The sequence below is a fragment of the Streptomyces sp. NPDC001617 genome (assembly GCF_053596855.1).
Map to the genome: position 1 here is coordinate 44361 of NZ_JBSFHA010000009.1, position 15266 is coordinate 59626.

Genomic DNA, 15266 nt, shown 5'->3' on the forward strand with positions numbered 1-15266 from the left:
CTGGCTCAAGTGACGCCGAATATACTGAGCCATTGGCACAGTTATTTCGGTTCCGTTTCATCCACCGGCGGGCCAACGGACCACGTACGAGGAGGCCGCGCCATGGCCGTCGACGAGCTCGACACCCGCATCCTGCGTCTGCTGCTGGAGCAGCCCCGCACGAGCGTGCGCGAGTACGCCCGGATCCTCGGCATCGCCCGGGGCACCCTGCAGGCCCGGCTCGACCGACTGGAGCGGGAGGGCGTGATCACCGGCACAGGCCCGACGCTCTCCCCCGCCGCCCTCGGCCACCCGGTGCTCGCGTTCGTGCACATCGAGGTCACCCAGGGGCATCTGGACGATGTGGGCGACGCGCTGGCCGCCGTGCCGGAGATCGTCGAGGCCTTCTCGATCACGGGCGGCGGGGATCTGCTCACCCGGGTCGTGGCACGCGACAACGCCCACCTCGAAGACGTCATCCAGAAGCTGATCAGCCTGCCCGGCGTCGTGCGCACCCGCACCGAGGTGGCTCTGCGTGAGCGCGTCCCGCAGCGGCTGCTGCCACTCGTCGAGTCGATCGGACGCGCGGCCCGCACATGACCTTTGCCATGCTGGGGCCGTGAGCAAGCTCGGCACTCTCTCGGTCATCTTCGATCTCGATGGAACCCTCGTGGACAGCGAGCCGAACTACTACGAGGCGGGCCGGCAGACCCTGGCCGCGCACGGCATCCCGGACTTCACCTGGGCGGAGCACGAGCGGTACGTCGGCGTCAGCACGCTGGAGACGGCCGCGCTCTGGAAGCGGGAGTACGGCCTGACGGCGTCCGTCGACGAGCTCTTCGCCGACACCGACCGCCGCTATCTGGGGCTGGCCTGCACGTCCACGCGCGCGTACCCCGAGATGCGCACGTTCGTCGAGCTGCTGGCGACGGAGGGTGTGCCGATGGCCGTGGCGTCGGGTTCGTCGCCGGCGGCCATCGACGCGATCCTGGCGGGGACCGGCCTGGACGCCCACCTCCGCACCGTCGTCTCGGCCGACGAGGTGCCCCGGGGCAAACCCGCGCCGGACGTCTTCCTGGAGGCGGCCCGCCGGCTCGGCGCGGCCCCGGCCGACTGTGTGGTCCTGGAGGACGCCGTTCCGGGCGCCGCCGCCGCGGACGCGGCCGGGATGCGCTGCATCGCGATCCCGTACGTCGCCGCACAGGCCGACGCTCCCGAGTTCGCCACCGCCGGTCTGCTCCTGCGCGGCGGCCAGGCGGAGTTCACGGCGCGGGCGGCCTACGACTGGCTGCTGCGGTCGGCCGGGTCCGCCTGAGATCATGACCGGGCCGGTCGACGATGTCCGTGTCCTGGAGGGCTCCATGGGTTCTGCCGCCGTACTGGTCGCCAACCGCGGAGAGGTCGCCGTACGCGTCCTGCGGGCCGCGGCGGAGGCCGGGCTGCGTACGGTCGCGGTGTACGAGGACGGCGACACCGGGCACACACAACTGGCCGACGAGGCCGTGCCGTTGAGCGGTTACCTGGACGGGGACGCGCTGCTCGCCGCCGCGCGGAGCACCGGGTGCGACTTCCTCCACCCCGGCTACGGCTTTCTGAGCGAGGACGCCGGGTTCGCGCGGCGGTGTGCAGAGGCGGGGGTGGTCTTCGTCGGGCCGTCGCCGGAGGTGCTGACGGTCTTCGGGGACAAGACGCGAGCCCGTGAGCTCGCCGTCGACGTGGGGGTGCCCGTGCTCGCCGGGGCCGACGGGCCGGACGGGGCACGGGAGTTGCTGGCGGACGGGCCGGTGATGGTCAAGGCGGTCGGTGGGGGCGGCGGTCGCGGGATGCGGGTCGTGCGGCACGCCGAGGAGCTGGACGAGGCCTGGGAGCGGTGCCGGTCGGAGGCTGAACAGGGTTTCGGACGGGGCGAGTTGTATGCGGAGCGGTTGCTGGAGGGGGCGCGGCATATCGAGGTGCAGGTGGTCGGGGACACGACCGGCGCCGTCACGCATCTGTGGGACCGGGACTGCAGCGCCCAGCGACGCCATCAGAAGCTGATCGAGATCGCGCCCGCGCCTGAACTCCCTGATGCCGTGAGGGAGAAGATCCTCGGCGCGGCCCTGCGGATGGCTCGTGCCGCTCACTGTTCCAGCCTGGTCACCTTCGAATTCCTGCTCCGGGACGAGGAGTTCTGGTTCATCGAGGCCAATCCCCGGCTCCAGGTGGAGCACACGGTCACCGAGGAGGTGACCGGCGTCGACCTGGTCGCCGTACAGCTGCGGTTGGCGGCCGGGACCCCGCTGGAGGAGCTGGGGCTGTCGGGGCCGCCCGTCGCTCCACGCGGGTTCGCCGTGCAGGCGCGGGTCAGCGCTGAGGGGGCAGGACGGATCACCCGCTTCGACGTGCCGACCGGACCGGGGGTGCGGGTCGACACGGCCGTGCGCGCCGGGGATCAAGTCGGCCTGCGCTACGACCCGTTGCTGGCGAAGGTGGTCGCACACCTGCCGTCCGGCGATGTCGAGGCCGCGTGCGCGCGGGCGCGGCGGGCGTTGGGCGAGTTCGGCGTGGAGGGGGTGAGGACGGGGATTCCGCTGCTGCGCGAGGTGCTCGCCGAGCCGCGCTTCTGGGCGCACACGGGTGTGGTGACCGAGCTCGCCGTCCCCGAGGTCCGGTCGGCCGACGGCGCAGTCCTGGCGCCGATGAGCGGAACGGTGCTCTCCGTCGACGTCTCCCCCGGCGAACCGGTGGGCGCCGGGCAGCAGTTGCTGGTGCTGGAGGCGATGAAGATGGAGCACGTGGTACGGGCGCCCGGTTCCGGAGTGGTGCAGTCGCTGCACGCTCGCGTGGGCCAAACGGTCGGTGAGGGTGCCGTGGTGGCCGTACTGGACGACGTGGCCGGCTCCCACCAGGACACCTCGGCCGAGGAACTCGGGGACCCGGACGCCATCCGCCCGGATCTCGCCGAGGCCGTCGGCCGGCACGCCTTCGGGCTGGACGAGAACCGGCCCGAATCGGTCGCGAAGCGGCACGCGCTCGGCCGGCGCACCGCCCGCGAGAACATCGAGGACCTCTGCGACCCCGGCACCTTCACCGAGTTCGGCGCTCTCGCGATCGCCGCCCAGCGGCGCCGGCGGTCCCTGGACGACCTGATCCGCTCGACGCCGGCTGACGGCATGGTCACCGGCACGGCGAGCGTCGACGGCCGCCCGTGCGTCGTGATGTCGTACGACTACACCGTCCTGGCCGGCACCCAGGGGCTGCAGAACCACCGCAAGACCGACCGGATGCTGGAGCTGGCCGAGCGACGGCGGTTGCCTGTCGTGCTGTTCGCCGAGGGCGGCGGGGGCCGGCCCGGGGACACGGACACCACGGCCGTGGCCGGTCTTGACGTGACCACGTTCGGGCGGATGGGGCGGCTGAGCGGGACGGTTCCGTTGGTCGGCATCGTCTCGGGGCGGTGTTTCGCGGGGAACGCGGCACTGCTGGGCTGCTGTGACGTCGTGATCGCCACGCCGGACGCGACGATCGGGATGGGCGGACCCGCGATGATCGAGGGCGGTGGGCTCGGGGTGTACCGGCCGGAGGAGGTCGGGCCGCTGTCGGTGCAGGTGCCCAACGGGGTGGTCGATGTCGCTGTCGCGGACGAGGCGGAGGCCGTGCGGGTGGCGCGGCGGTATCTGGCGTACTTCCAAGGGGTGCGGGGGAGTTGGGAGGCGCCGGACCAGCGGTTGCTGCGCCGGGTCGTGCCGGAGAACCGGCGGCGGGCGTACGACATGCGGGGGGCGGTCGCGGGGCTCGCGGACGTGGAGTCGGTGCTGGAGCTGCGGCCGGAGTTCGGGGTCGGGGTGCTGACGTGTCTGGTCCGGATCGAGGGGCGGCCGCTGGGGCTGCTGGCCAGCAACCCGGCGCACCTGGGCGGGGCGATCGACCGGGACGCGGCCGACAAGGCGGCACGCTTCCTGCAGTTGTGCGACGCGTTCGGGCTGCCGGTGGTCTCGCTGTGCGACACCCCGGGGTTCATGGTCGGTCCCGATGCCGAACGCACCGCCACCGTACGGCACTTCGCGCGACTTTTCGTGACGGGCGCCAATCTCCGAGTCCCGTTGGTGAGTCTGGTGCTGCGCAAGGCGTACGGGCTCGGGGCGATGGCCATGATGGGCGGCTCGACGCGGGGGCCGCTGGCCACGGCGGCCTGGCCGAGCGGGGAGTTCGGCGGGATGGGTCTCGAGGGGGCGGTCCGGCTCGGTTACCGCAAGGAGCTGGCGGAGATCGAGGACCCGGCCGAGCGGGCCCGCGCCTTCGAGGAGCGGGTCGCCGAGCTGTACGAACGCGGGAAGGCGGTCAACGCGGCGGCCGCGCTGGAGATCGACGCGGTGCTCGACCCGGCCGGGTCGCGGGAGTGGATCCTGGCGGCGCTGGAGGGGAGCCCACTCCCGCTACCAGGACATCGACCGTTCGTCGACACCTGGTGACCGGCGGGCCTCCTGGGGACACCCTTGGGTGACCGGAGGCTCGGGGTGCTCCGTCCCCCGCCCGGGGCACCCCTCGGTGATCGTCTGTGGTCAGCTGGGCCGGATGTTCTGGTTCAGCCGGAAGACGTTGTCCGGGTCGAGGGCGGCCTTGATGCGGGCCAGGCGGTCGTAGTTGCCGCGGTAGCTGGCGCGGACGCGGGCCTGGCCCTCGTCCATCATCATGTTCACGTACGCGCCGCCGGCCGAGTACGGGTGCAGGGCGTCGGAGTAGTCGACGGCCCAGCGTTTGATGAGCTCGGCGTTGGCGGGGTCGGGGTCGACGCCGGCGTAGACGGTGGACCAGGTGGCGCCGCGGTAGCCCCAGGGGGTGTCGTCGGGGCCGACGTCGTGGGCCGCGCCGTCGATCGGGTAGAGGTGCATCGTCGACTGGACGGTGGGTACCTCGGCACCGAACTTGGCGTGCAGTTCGACGGCCTCGTCGGAGATCTCGTTGACGAAGTCGGCGCGCCAGTACCACTGGTGGCCGGGCGGGTAGAGCCCGTCGAACATGGACTGCAGGGCCGGATGGGGCATCGGCCCGACGGCGTGCAGCATGGGTGCGGGCAGGGCGTCGAGCAGCGGGGCCATCTCGCGGGCGGCGGCCTCGGTGTCGTCGCCGGTGTAGCACCAGACGACGCCGGCGGTCTTGCGGAGCTGGATCTCCTCGGGGAACGGCGGGGCAGGCGGGACGGTGCCGTGGAGGAAGAACGCGTTGAGCTCGCGAGGTGCGTTCGGGAGGAAGTCCCGGTAGGCGGTGAGGACTTCGGCGCTGATCTCGACCGGCCAGAAGGTCGGCCCGGCGACCACCGTGTCGATCTCGTGCAGCCGGAAGACGAAGGAGGTGGCGACACCGAAGTTGCCGCCGCCTCCGCGGATCGCCCAGAACAGGTCGGTATTCTCGTCGGCGCTGGCGCGCACCTGGCTGCCGTCGGCCAGGACGACGTCGGCGGAGAGCAGGTTGTCGATGGTCAGCCCGCACCGGCGGGTGAGGTGGCCGAGTCCGCCGCCGGTGGCGATGCCGCCGACGCCGGTGGTGGAGACGATGCCGCTGGGGGTGGCGAGGCCGTAGGCGTTGGTGGCACGGTCCACCTCTCCCCATACGCAGCCGCCGCCGACCCGGACTGAGCGGTCCGCCGGGTGGACCTGGACGTCCTTGAGCGGGGACAGGTCGACGACCACTCCGTCGTCGACGGTGCCCATCCCGGCGCCGTGGTGACCGCCGCCCCGGACGGCGAGGGGCAGGTCGTGGGCGCGGGCGAAGCCGATCGCGCGGGCGACGGCGTCCGCGTCGGCGCAGCGGGCGATCAGCGCGGGGCGTCGATCGATCATCGCGTTGTAGACGGCGCGGGCGTCCTCGTAGCCGGAGTCCTCGGGACCGATCAGCTCCCCGGCGAAGTCGGCCAGTTCCCGCCGTGCCGTCTGAGCAGGTGTGGTGGACATTGCGGTTTTCCCCTTTTGCTCGTAGACGCGTAGATTTTATATGTTCTACTCGCGTTGCGCCTGTGCGGCATCCGTGGCCGTCACCTAGCTCGGGCGCTCGGGATACCTACGTTTCGCGGTCGGGGAGCAGCCCGAGCTCCACGGCGCGGACGGCGGCGTGGCGACGGGTGGGCGCGTCGAGCTTCTCGAGGACGGCGCGTACATGGTTGTCGACGGTACGGACGGACACGACGAGCCGGGCGGCGATCTCCGCGTTGGTCAGGCCCTGCGCGAGCAGCCGCATCACCTCCAGCTGCCGTTCGGTGAGCCGGCCGGGGTTGCCGCGGGTGGCGGCGAGCGGGCCGCGCGGAATGCGTCGTACGCCGAGCCGGCGCAGCTCGGAGCGGACCAGGCGGGCCAGCGGTTCGGCGCCGAGGGCGTCGAGTTCGGCGAGCGCGTCGAGCTTGTCCGCGGGGTGCGGGCTCTCCGCGCAGGCGGCGGCGTGCTCGTAGGGGCAGCCCGCGGTCTCCCAGATCGCGGCGGCCTCGCGCCAGTGGCCGCGGGCCTGGAGGGCGTACGGGTGGTCGGAGTCGTCCGACGGGACCGGGTGCCCGGCCTTGGTGAGCCAGTAGCCGAGTTCGGCGCCGTAGGGGACGCCGGCGAGGTGGCGGGCCTGGGCGTGGATCGGCGCGGCGGCCTCGATCACGGCATCGGGGTCCCCTCGTAGCCAGGCGGCTTCCGCGAGCGCCGCCGCCACGGGCCCGGTGCGCTGGAGTTCTCTCGTCCGTACGGCGATCTCCCGTGCCTCGGCGAGGAGTTCACCCGCGCCCGGACGGCCGCAGCGGATCCGCACCCGCGCCAGGACGGTCAGCGCCGGGCAGCGGGCCGGCAGGAAGTCGTGGATGCCGAACTCGGCGTGCCGCTCGGCGTCCTCCCAGTCGGCGGCGGCCAGGCGCCGCATCGCCAGTTCGACGTGGAGGTAGGTGAGGAAGCCGAGGTGTTCGGCGCGGTCGGCCAGGTCCATGGCCGGGGGCAGGAAGCGGTCGGCGTCGGCGTACTGGAGGTTGTCGAGCAGGGTCCAGATGATGTTGGCGTAGGAGCGGCAGGCATGCTCCACCTCCCCGGCTGCGAGGGCGACTTCGAGGCTCTCCTCCAACTGCTTGCGCCCGTCGGGGTCGCCGCCGCGCCAACGGGCCGTTCCCAGGTTGTTGAGAGCGTGCGCGAGGATCTCCGGGTCGTCCGTCCTGCGGGCCAGGGCGATGGCGCGCTCGGCGTGGTCGACGGCCTCCGGGTAGCGGTCGGAGAGCATGCGCAGCTGCGCGATGTTGCTGACGGCGAGGGCCAACAGCCGGTCGTGGCCCGCGTGTTCGAGGACGGCGACGGCCTCGCGGGCGGCCTCCTGCGCCTCGTCCGCGTCACCGGCCCACCAGTGGATACGGGACAGCCAGCGCAGGTCGGCGCCGAGGGCGAGGGTGTCGCCCAGGGAGCGGCGCAGGGCGACGGCCTCGCGCTGGGCGGTGACGGCGGCGGCCGAGTCGGCGATGGTGTAGCTCTCCACGGCGTAGCGTTCGAGCAGGTCGGCGAGTTCGGGTGGGGCGTAGCGGTGGCGCTGCCCGAGGACGAGCCGGAGCTGGGCGGCGGCCTCGCGGTGCGCGCCGGCCGATGCGGCGTCCCGGGCCGCGTCCGGGCCGTAGCGGGCGATGGCGTCGCGGTCGCCGGCCTGGGCGGCGTGGTGGACGATGCGCGCGGCGTCCGAGCCGGGCCGGGCGACCAGCGCCGCGAGGACGCCCCGGTCGAGGTCGATGCGGCGGGCGGCGGGCACGGAGTCGGCGACCGCGCGCCGGATCAGCTCGTGCCGGAACGCCACCCGCTCCGGGGTGACGGCGAGCAGTCCACGCTGCTCGGCCTCCGCGAGGACGGCGACGCCGTCGGCCAACAGGGCGTCGACGAGCGGGCGTTCGACGGCCGAGGGGACGACGGCGAGCTGCTCAAGGGCGTCCACGGTGGCCGCCTCCAGCCCGCGCAGCCGCGCGAGTACGGCGTCCACGACCGTCGGCGGGACTCCCCCGGTGCCACCCGCGGCCAGGACCTCGGTGACGAAGAAGGGGTTGCCGGAGGTCACCGCGTACACCTGCCGCGGGTCGAGCCGGCCGGTCGCGCTGAGCTTGCGTACGGCGTCGAGGGAGAGACGGGCCAGGGGCAGGCGGTGCACACGGGGCGCGCGGGACACCTGGCCGAGGAGGTGGCGCAGGGGGTGGCCGCGGCTCAACTCGTCGTCGCGGTAGGTGAGGACGAGCAGGGCGGGCAGCCGCTCCATGCGTCGCACGAGGAAGCGCAGGGCGTCCAGAGAGGCCTCGTCGGCCCAGTGCACGTCCTCGACGACGAGTACCGCAGGATGCGGAGTGACGGCCAGCTCTCCGTGCAGGGCCTCGTAGACACGGTGGCGGTCACCGCCCTCCGTGACGGCTCGGGCCAGCTCGGCGCCGACGCTGCCGACGAGGTCGCGGAACGGGCCCAGGGGGCGCCGGGTGGCGAGGTCGTCGCACTGGCCGACCAGGATGCGGGCATGCCCGGGCAGCCGGTCGGGCAGCGCCCTGACCAGGCTCGACTTGCCGATTCCGGCCTCACCGAAGACGAGCGCCACGGCACCGGCCCCGTCCGCCGCCTCCCGTGCGGCCGAGACCAGCAGCGCCAGCTCACGTTCACGTTCGAGGATCCCCCAGTCCACGCCGCCGATTGTGCCACCGGGGTGGGGCCGGGATGAGGGGTCTTTCAGGGCCGGTGTCGTAGGGCCGATACACTCGTGTCCGGCCGCGACTGGCGAGGGTGGACGACCACCGGGGAGCGGCCGTTCTGCCACGTGAGCGTCGACCGCCTGGGCGCCTCCGTCAGTGATGGTGCGCTGAGGAGGGCGACAGAGGTGGATCTGCGGTACGGAACGAACCCACAGCAGACAGCGGACGTCTCACCGACACGGCCGGGCCGGTGGCCGGTTCGGGTGGTGCACGGCAGTCCGTCGTACATCAACATGCTGGACGCGCTGAACAGTTGGCAGCTGGTGCGGGAGGCGAGTCGGGTGCTGCTCCGACCGGCGGCCGCCTCGTTCAAGCACGTCTCCCCCGCCGGTACCGCCGTGGCCGGGCCGGTCGACGAGGTGACGGCCGGGCTTCACGGTGTCCAGCAGGCCGGTGTCGGCGCCCTGTCCAGTGCGTATCTGCGCGCTCGCGACGCCGATCCGAAGTCCTCCTACGGGGACTTCGCCGCCGTCTCGCACCCGGTCGACGAGGAGTTCGCCGAGGTGCTGGCGCGTGTGGTCTGCGACGGCATCATCGCGCCGGGGTACGCACCGGGCACGGTCGCGACGCTCGGCAGGAAGAAGAACGGCCGCTTCCTGGTCATGGAGGCCGACGGGGACTTCGTGCCGCCGGAGCGCGAGGCGCGCGAGGTGTTCGGGCTGCGCCTGAGCGAGCAGCGGGATCAAGTGCCGCTGGCGGCCGGGCTGTTGGAGAACGTGGTGTGCGGCGCCCTGCCCGCGACGGCCGTGCAGGATCTGCTGCTCGGCCTGGCGGTGGTGCGCCACACCCAGTCCAACTCGGTGTGCTTCGTGCGCGACGGGGCGACGCTGGGCATCGGGGCCGGACAGCAGTCCCGCGTCGACTGCACGCGACTGGCCGGTGCCAAGGCCGACACCTGGTGGCTGCGGCGCCATCCGGCGGTCCGTGCGCTCGTCTTCCGGCCGGGCGTCCGCCGCCAGGACCGGATCAACTGGCAGATCCGGCTCGTCGAGGGCGACCTCACGCCGTACGAGAGCGCCGGCCTCTCCCAGGTGCTGGCACGGCCCTGGGAGGAGCTGACGGCCGGCCGGCGCGCCGAGTGGCTGGACCGTCTGCAGGGGGTCGCGTTCGTCTCCGACGGAGCGCTTCCCTTCCGCGACAACGTCGACCACGCCCACCGGCACGGCGTCGGGTACATCGCCGAACCCGGCGGTTCCCTCCGCTCCGAAGAGGTCGAACGCGCCTGCCGCGAGCACGGCATCACCCTCGCCCGCACCGGGCTGAGGATGTTCCACCACTGACAACCCGGCGACCGAGAATCCCGCGCCCGCAACCACGCCGTCCGGAAGGGACCTCACCTTGCCCGCTCTACACGACCTGCTGTCCGCCAACGCCTACCCCGGCCGCGGCGTCCTGTGCGCCCGCACCCGCTCGGGAGCGGTGCTGGGCGGCTACTTCCTCACCGGCCGCAGCCCCGCCTCGCGCGACCGCGCGCTGAGACTGGTCGACGGCGAGCTCGTGGTCGGCCCCCTCACCCCCGGACGGCACGATCCGCTGCGCCACTACGCCGCCGCCACGACCACCGGCGACTGGCTGGTCCTCGGCAATGGCGAGCAGGTGTCCCAGGCCGCGCGGCGACTCCGTGCGGGGGCCTCACCCACCGAGGCCCTCAGCGGCTTCGCGTACGAACCGGACGCGCCGATCCGCACCTCTCGCCTCACCGCGCTGATCGGCCGCGGCGACGGACGCACCATCGTCTTCGGAGCCGCTCGCCCCAGTCGTGCCGCCCGCCTGACCAGCAATGTGATGACCCTCGCCGTGCAGGACCTGGAACCCGGCGAAGCGGTCCTGCTGACCACCTACGAGTCCGACGGCGAACACGTCTCGGTGGCCGTGCCGTTCATGGAGGCCACCGTCGGCGCCCGGACGGGCGAGGAACTGCTCGACGAGATCTGGACCGCACTCGACGAACGCTTCCGGATCGCCGCCACCGTCCTCGATCCCTCCCAGGGACCGGGATCCGCGATCCAACGATCTTCTTGAGCCCACCCGTTGACGCTCACCCACCCCCTCCCTATCGTCTGGTCGACCATTCGAATGACGTTCGTTATCTCGAACACACATAGAGGAGCACACATGGCACCGCCCCTCTCCAGACGAAACCTCCTCCAGGCCGCCGCCCTCGCCGCGGCCGTACCGGCGATCTCTTCCACCGGGAGCTCCCGAGCCGTGGCCGCCACCGCCGCAACGCCCGCCGCCTGGACCGTGCAGCCCTTCGCCCTCGACGAAGTGGCGCTGCGACCGGGCGTGTTCGCCGACAAGCGGAAGCTGATGCTCGACCACGGTCGCGGCTACGACGTCGACCGGCTGCTGCAGGTCTTCCGCGCCAACGCGGGCCTGCCGACGGGAGACGCCGTCGCCCCCGGCGGCTGGGAGGGCCTGGACGGCGAGGCCAACGGCAACCTCCGCGGCCACTACACCGGCCACTTCCTGACCATGCTGTCCCAGGCCTACGCCGGCACCGGCGAGCAGGTCTTCGCCGACAGGATCGCCACCATGGTCGGGGCGCTCACCGAGGCGCGCGCGGCGCTGCGCGAGGACCCGGCCGTGCTCGCCGTGGACGGACGCTTCGGGTCCGCCGTCCTCAACGAGCGCGGCTCCTACCAGTACGTCGATCTGCCGGCCGGCGTGCTCGGCGGCAGCTCCGCGATCACCCTGTCCGCCTGGGTGAAACCGACCCACGCCGACAACTGGGCCCGCGTCCTCGACTTCGGCGACAACACCACCCGGTACATGTACCTCGCCGCCCGCAACGGCAGCGGGGTCCCGCGGTTCGCCCTCACCACCGGCGGGGCGGGCAAGGAGCAGGGCATCGACGGCACCGCCGCACTGCCGCTCGACGAGTGGAGCCACCTCGCGGTGACGATCGCGGACGGTACGGGAACGCTGTACGTCAACGGCACGGCCGTAGCGCGCAATACGGCGATGGGCCTGACCCCGGCCGCCCTCGGCACGCCCGCCAACAGCTGGCTGGGGCGTTCGAACTACTCGGGCGACCCTGTCTTCGCCGGTGCCTTCGGCGGGTTCGACGTCTGGTCGCGGGCGTTGAGTGCCGACGAGGTCGCCGGTCTCCAGGACCGGCCGGGCAACGGGGATCTGGCGTCCTACGCCTTCCACGAGACCTCGGGATCGACCTTCGCGGACGCCTCCGGCCGTGGTCTCACCGCCACCCTGCGCCGCACCTGGGGCGGGCCCAGTCACCCCGGGTTCCTGGCCGCGTACCCGGAGACGCAGTTCATCCGGCTGGAGTCGATGGCCGGCAGCGACTACACGAAGGTGTGGGCGCCGTACTACACCGCGCACAAGATCCTGCGCGGGCTGCTGGACGCGTATGTCGCCACGGACGACAGCCGGGCCCTCGACCTCGCGTCCGGCATGTGCGACTGGATGTACTCACGGCTGTCCGTCCTGCCCACCGCCACCCTCCAGCGGATGTGGGGGATCTTCTCCAGCGGCGAGTTCGGCGGCATCGTCGAGGCGATCTGCGATCTGCACGCGCTGACCGGGAAGGCCGAACACCTCGCGCTGGCCCGCCTGTTCGACCTCGACAAGCTCATCGACGCCTGCGCCGCGAACACCGACACGCTCGACGGCCTGCACGCCAACCAGCACATCCCGATCTTCACCGGGCTGGTGCGGCTCTACGACGCGACGGGCGAGGAGCGTTACCTGACGGCCGCCAGGAACTTCTGGGGCATGGTCGTACCGCATCGCACGTACGGCATCGGCGGCACCAGCACGACCGAGTTCTGGAAGGCGCGGGACGTGATCGCGGGGACGATCAGCGCGACGACCGCGGAGACGTGCTGTGCGTACAACATGCTGAAGCTGAGCCGGATGCTGTTCTTCCATGAGCAGGCCCCGAAGTACATGGACTACTACGAGCGGGCTCTCCACAACCAGGTGCTCGGCTCCAAGCAGGACACGCCGGATGCCGAGAAGCCACTGGTCACGTACTTCATCGGGCTGACGCCGGGTCATGTGCGCGACTACACGCCCAAGCAGGGCACGACCTGCTGCGAGGGCACGGGGATGGAGAGCGCCACCAAGTACCAGGACTCCGTCTACTTCAGGGCGGCCGACGGCAGCGCGCTGTACGTCAATCTGTACAGCGCGTCCCAACTGACATGGGAGGAGAAAGGGGTGACGGTCACTCAGACGACGCGTTACCCCGAGGAGCAGGGGACGACCCTCACCGTCGGCGGTGGTGGCGCAGCCTTCGAGCTGCGACTGCGGGTGCCGCAATGGGCGACCGCCGGCTTCCGGGTGACGGTCAACGGGCGTGCGGTGCAGGGCAGTCCGGTCCCTGGGAGCTACTTCGCCGTGTCCCGGAAATGGTGCGCGGGCGACACCGTACGGGTCTTTGTCCCCTTCCGGCTCCGCGTCGAGAAGGCCCTGGACGACCCGACCTTGCAGACCCTCTTCTACGGTCCCGTCAACCTGGTCGCCCGTAACTCGGCCACGGAATACCTGGAGTTGGGCCTCTACCGCAACGCCGCCCTCTCCGGCGACCTCCTGCCCTCGCTCACCCGGCTCCCCGGCGAACCCCTCCACTTCTCCCTGGACGGAACCGAGTTGGCCCCCTTCTCCGAGGGCACGGAAGACCCGACGCACGTCTACTTCCGGCGCTCGGAACCACGGGTCGTCTTCGGTGGCAGCGACTCGGGGGTCGCCAACCCCGTGAAAGCCGACGGCACTTCCCTGCTCGACGAGATCTGGGCCGGAGCGCCGTTCCGTGGGAGGGGTGCGTTGGTGGCGCGGGTGCGGGCGAGTGTGACGGCCTGGGTGTCCGCGGGGCTGCTGGACGCGGCCGACGCGGAGACGGTGGTGGGTACGGCGGAGAGGGCGACCTTCGTGCCCTAGCGGGCCGCCGCCGAACCCGTCGGGTCGTCCAGGAAGGCGATCAGGGTTGCCGTGAGTTCCGCCGGGGCGTCTTCCTGTACGAGGTGACCGGCGCCGGCGATGGGCTCGAAGCGGGCGCCGGGAATCCGGGCGGCGAGTTCGTGGCCCTTCGTGACGGGGATCCAGGTGTCGTCCTGGCCCCAGCACACCAGCGTGGGGATCGCGATCTCGCCGTAGCGGTCCTGCATCTCGTCGGTGTACAGCTGGTCGGCCTGGGCGATCTGCCGGTAGAAGGCCGCCTGGCCGAGGTCGCCCAGCCACGGCTGGACCAGGCGGTCGAGGACCGCGGGGTGCAGGCCGGGGCTGCTCGCCGAGCCCACGTACTCGCGTACCAGAGCCCGGTGCAGTGCGGGCGGCAGCTGCTCGAAGACGTCGGCATGCCTGCCGACCAGCCGGAAGAACGGGGACCCCCAGGGGGCCAGCGCGACCGGGTCGACCAGGGCGAGGGCGCGGTAGTGGGCGCCGTGCAGCAGGTGGGCCCGGAGGGAGACGGCGCCGCCGAAGTCGTGGGCCACGACCAGGGGGTCCGGCAGATCCCAGTGGGCGAGGAGTTCGGTGAAGACGCGGCCCTGGGCGGCCAGCGAGACGTCCTGGCCGGCGTACATCTCCGAGGCTCCGTAACCCGGCATGTCCCATACGAAGACCTGGTGCCGACGGACGAGGGAGCGGGCGATCGCGCGCCAGACGTACGAGGAGAAGGGCGTGCCGTGGAGGAGGACGACCGGGGTCTTGGCGGGGTCGCCGAGGCTGTCCCAGCGGACGTCACCGGCGGAGCTTCGGAATGTCCTGGTCAGGGTCCCCTCAATCACGGAGCTTCCTCTCGGCTGACGGCCGGGCGGCCTAGGAGCGGCGGCGGGGTTTCCCGCGGTTCGTGTTCTTGGTGCCCTTGGCGCCCTTGGTGCTGCTCGTCGCGCCGCGAGGGCTGCGGCCCTGTGTCTTGCCCGCGGTGGGCTTGCGCCGGGCCGCGGGCTGGTCCGCCGGCTTCTCCTGCGGCTGCGACCTTCGGCCCCGGGAGCTGTTCGGCGTGCGGCCCCGGACGATGCCGATGAAGTCCTCTACCAGGTCCGTGGTGGCCTCCTCCGGCCAGGACAGGGCGACGCTCGACTGGGGAGCGTCCGTCACCGGGCGGTAGGTGAGGTCGCGGCGGTGATGGAGGCGGGCCAGGGACTGGGGAACGACCAGGAGGCCGATGTTCGCCGCGACGAGTTCGATCGCGTCCTCGGTGGTGGCGGGGCGTTCGAAGGCGGGCTCACCGGGCGGGCCGTCCCAGTCGAGGACGTCGTCGAGGGGGTGAAGGAGCACCTCGTCGGCCAGGTCGGCGAGGGTGATCTCCTCGGCCGCGGTGATCACATGGTCCTTGGGGACCACGACCACCGTCGTCTCGGTGTAGAGGGGGATCGCGCTGAAGAACGCGCGGTCCACCGGCAGCCGCACCAGGCCCGCGTCGGCCTCGCCGGCCCGCAGGAGGTCGGATGCCTCGGTGACCGGTACGGCCTGGAGGGTCAGCGGGGTGTCGGGCAGGCGCTCGTTCCAGATCCGCACCCACTTGGCGGGCGTCGTCCCCGGGACGTACGCAAGCCGGAACGTCTGGGATGCTTCCGAGCCTGTCACCCCGCCAGGTTACCGGCCGTGGTCGGAGGTC

At 72.2% G+C, this 15266-nt stretch carries 10 protein-coding genes and 1 riboswitch; of the genes, 6 read left to right on the forward strand and 4 right to left on the reverse strand.

What is annotated here, in order from left to right; genetic code table 11:
* The first annotated feature begins 102 nt into the window (after positions 1 to 102).
* From ACWC09_RS09740 to ACWC09_RS09750, 3 genes are read left to right on the forward strand one after another with little or no spacing between them, the layout of a single operon-like run.
* Positions 103 to 579: an Lrp/AsnC family transcriptional regulator gene (locus ACWC09_RS09740; protein WP_450850005.1), complete on the forward strand. Its 477-nt coding sequence runs from the start codon at positions 103 to 105 to the stop codon at positions 577 to 579.
* A gap of 19 nt (positions 580 to 598) precedes the next feature.
* The gene (locus ACWC09_RS09745; protein WP_450850006.1) at positions 599 to 1294 is read left to right on the forward strand and encodes an HAD family hydrolase; all 696 of its coding nucleotides are present in this window, start codon (positions 599 to 601) and stop codon (positions 1292 to 1294) included.
* Positions 1295 to 1298: 4 nt separating this feature from the next.
* Complete coding sequence (locus ACWC09_RS09750; protein WP_450850007.1) at positions 1299 to 4430, forward strand: carboxyl transferase domain-containing protein; 3132 nt, start codon at positions 1299 to 1301, stop codon at positions 4428 to 4430.
* A gap of 90 nt (positions 4431 to 4520) precedes the next feature.
* Here the strand turns inward: ACWC09_RS09750 and ACWC09_RS09755 are convergent, their stop codons facing one another.
* Positions 4521 to 5909 (reverse strand): FAD-binding oxidoreductase, encoded by a 1389-nt coding sequence (locus ACWC09_RS09755; protein WP_450850008.1) that lies wholly within the window; start codon positions 5907 to 5909, stop codon positions 4521 to 4523.
* A gap of 106 nt (positions 5910 to 6015) precedes the next feature.
* Positions 6016 to 8616, reverse strand: a complete 2601-nt coding sequence (locus ACWC09_RS09760) for an ATP-binding protein (RefSeq protein ID WP_450850009.1) — start codon at positions 8614 to 8616, stop codon at positions 6016 to 6018.
* A gap of 75 nt (positions 8617 to 8691) precedes the next feature.
* Positions 8692 to 8776, forward strand: a riboswitch (ZMP/ZTP riboswitch).
* Positions 8777 to 8808: 32 nt separating this feature from the next.
* Between ACWC09_RS09760 and ACWC09_RS09765 the strand changes: the two genes are divergently transcribed.
* The 3 genes from ACWC09_RS09765 to ACWC09_RS09775 all read left to right on the forward strand — a co-directional run bounded on the left by ACWC09_RS09765 (position 8809) and on the right by ACWC09_RS09775 (position 13585).
* A complete protein-coding gene (locus tag ACWC09_RS09765) occupies positions 8809 to 9963 on the forward strand; it encodes a phosphoribosylaminoimidazolecarboxamide formyltransferase (RefSeq protein WP_450850114.1) in 1155 nt (384 codons plus the stop codon).
* Between the two features lie 58 nt (positions 9964 to 10021).
* The gene (locus ACWC09_RS09770) at positions 10022 to 10705 is read left to right on the forward strand and encodes an IMP cyclohydrolase (RefSeq protein WP_450850010.1); all 684 of its coding nucleotides are present in this window, start codon (positions 10022 to 10024) and stop codon (positions 10703 to 10705) included.
* Between the two features lie 93 nt (positions 10706 to 10798).
* Positions 10799 to 13585, forward strand: coding sequence for a beta-L-arabinofuranosidase domain-containing protein (locus ACWC09_RS09775; protein ID WP_450850011.1), 2787 nt, complete (start codon positions 10799 to 10801; stop codon positions 13583 to 13585).
* On the opposite strand, the gene ACWC09_RS09780 is transcribed toward ACWC09_RS09775, so the two are convergent.
* On the reverse strand, positions 13582 to 14433 hold the full coding sequence (locus tag ACWC09_RS09780; RefSeq protein WP_450850012.1) for an alpha/beta fold hydrolase: 852 nt from the start codon (positions 14431 to 14433) through the stop codon (positions 13582 to 13584). The genes ACWC09_RS09775 and ACWC09_RS09780 overlap by 4 nt on opposite strands.
* A 31-nt stretch (positions 14434 to 14464) precedes the next feature.
* Complete coding sequence (locus ACWC09_RS09785) at positions 14465 to 15235, reverse strand: LysR family substrate-binding domain-containing protein (RefSeq protein WP_450850013.1); 771 nt, start codon at positions 15233 to 15235, stop codon at positions 14465 to 14467.
* Positions 15236 to 15266 lie beyond the last annotated feature (31 nt).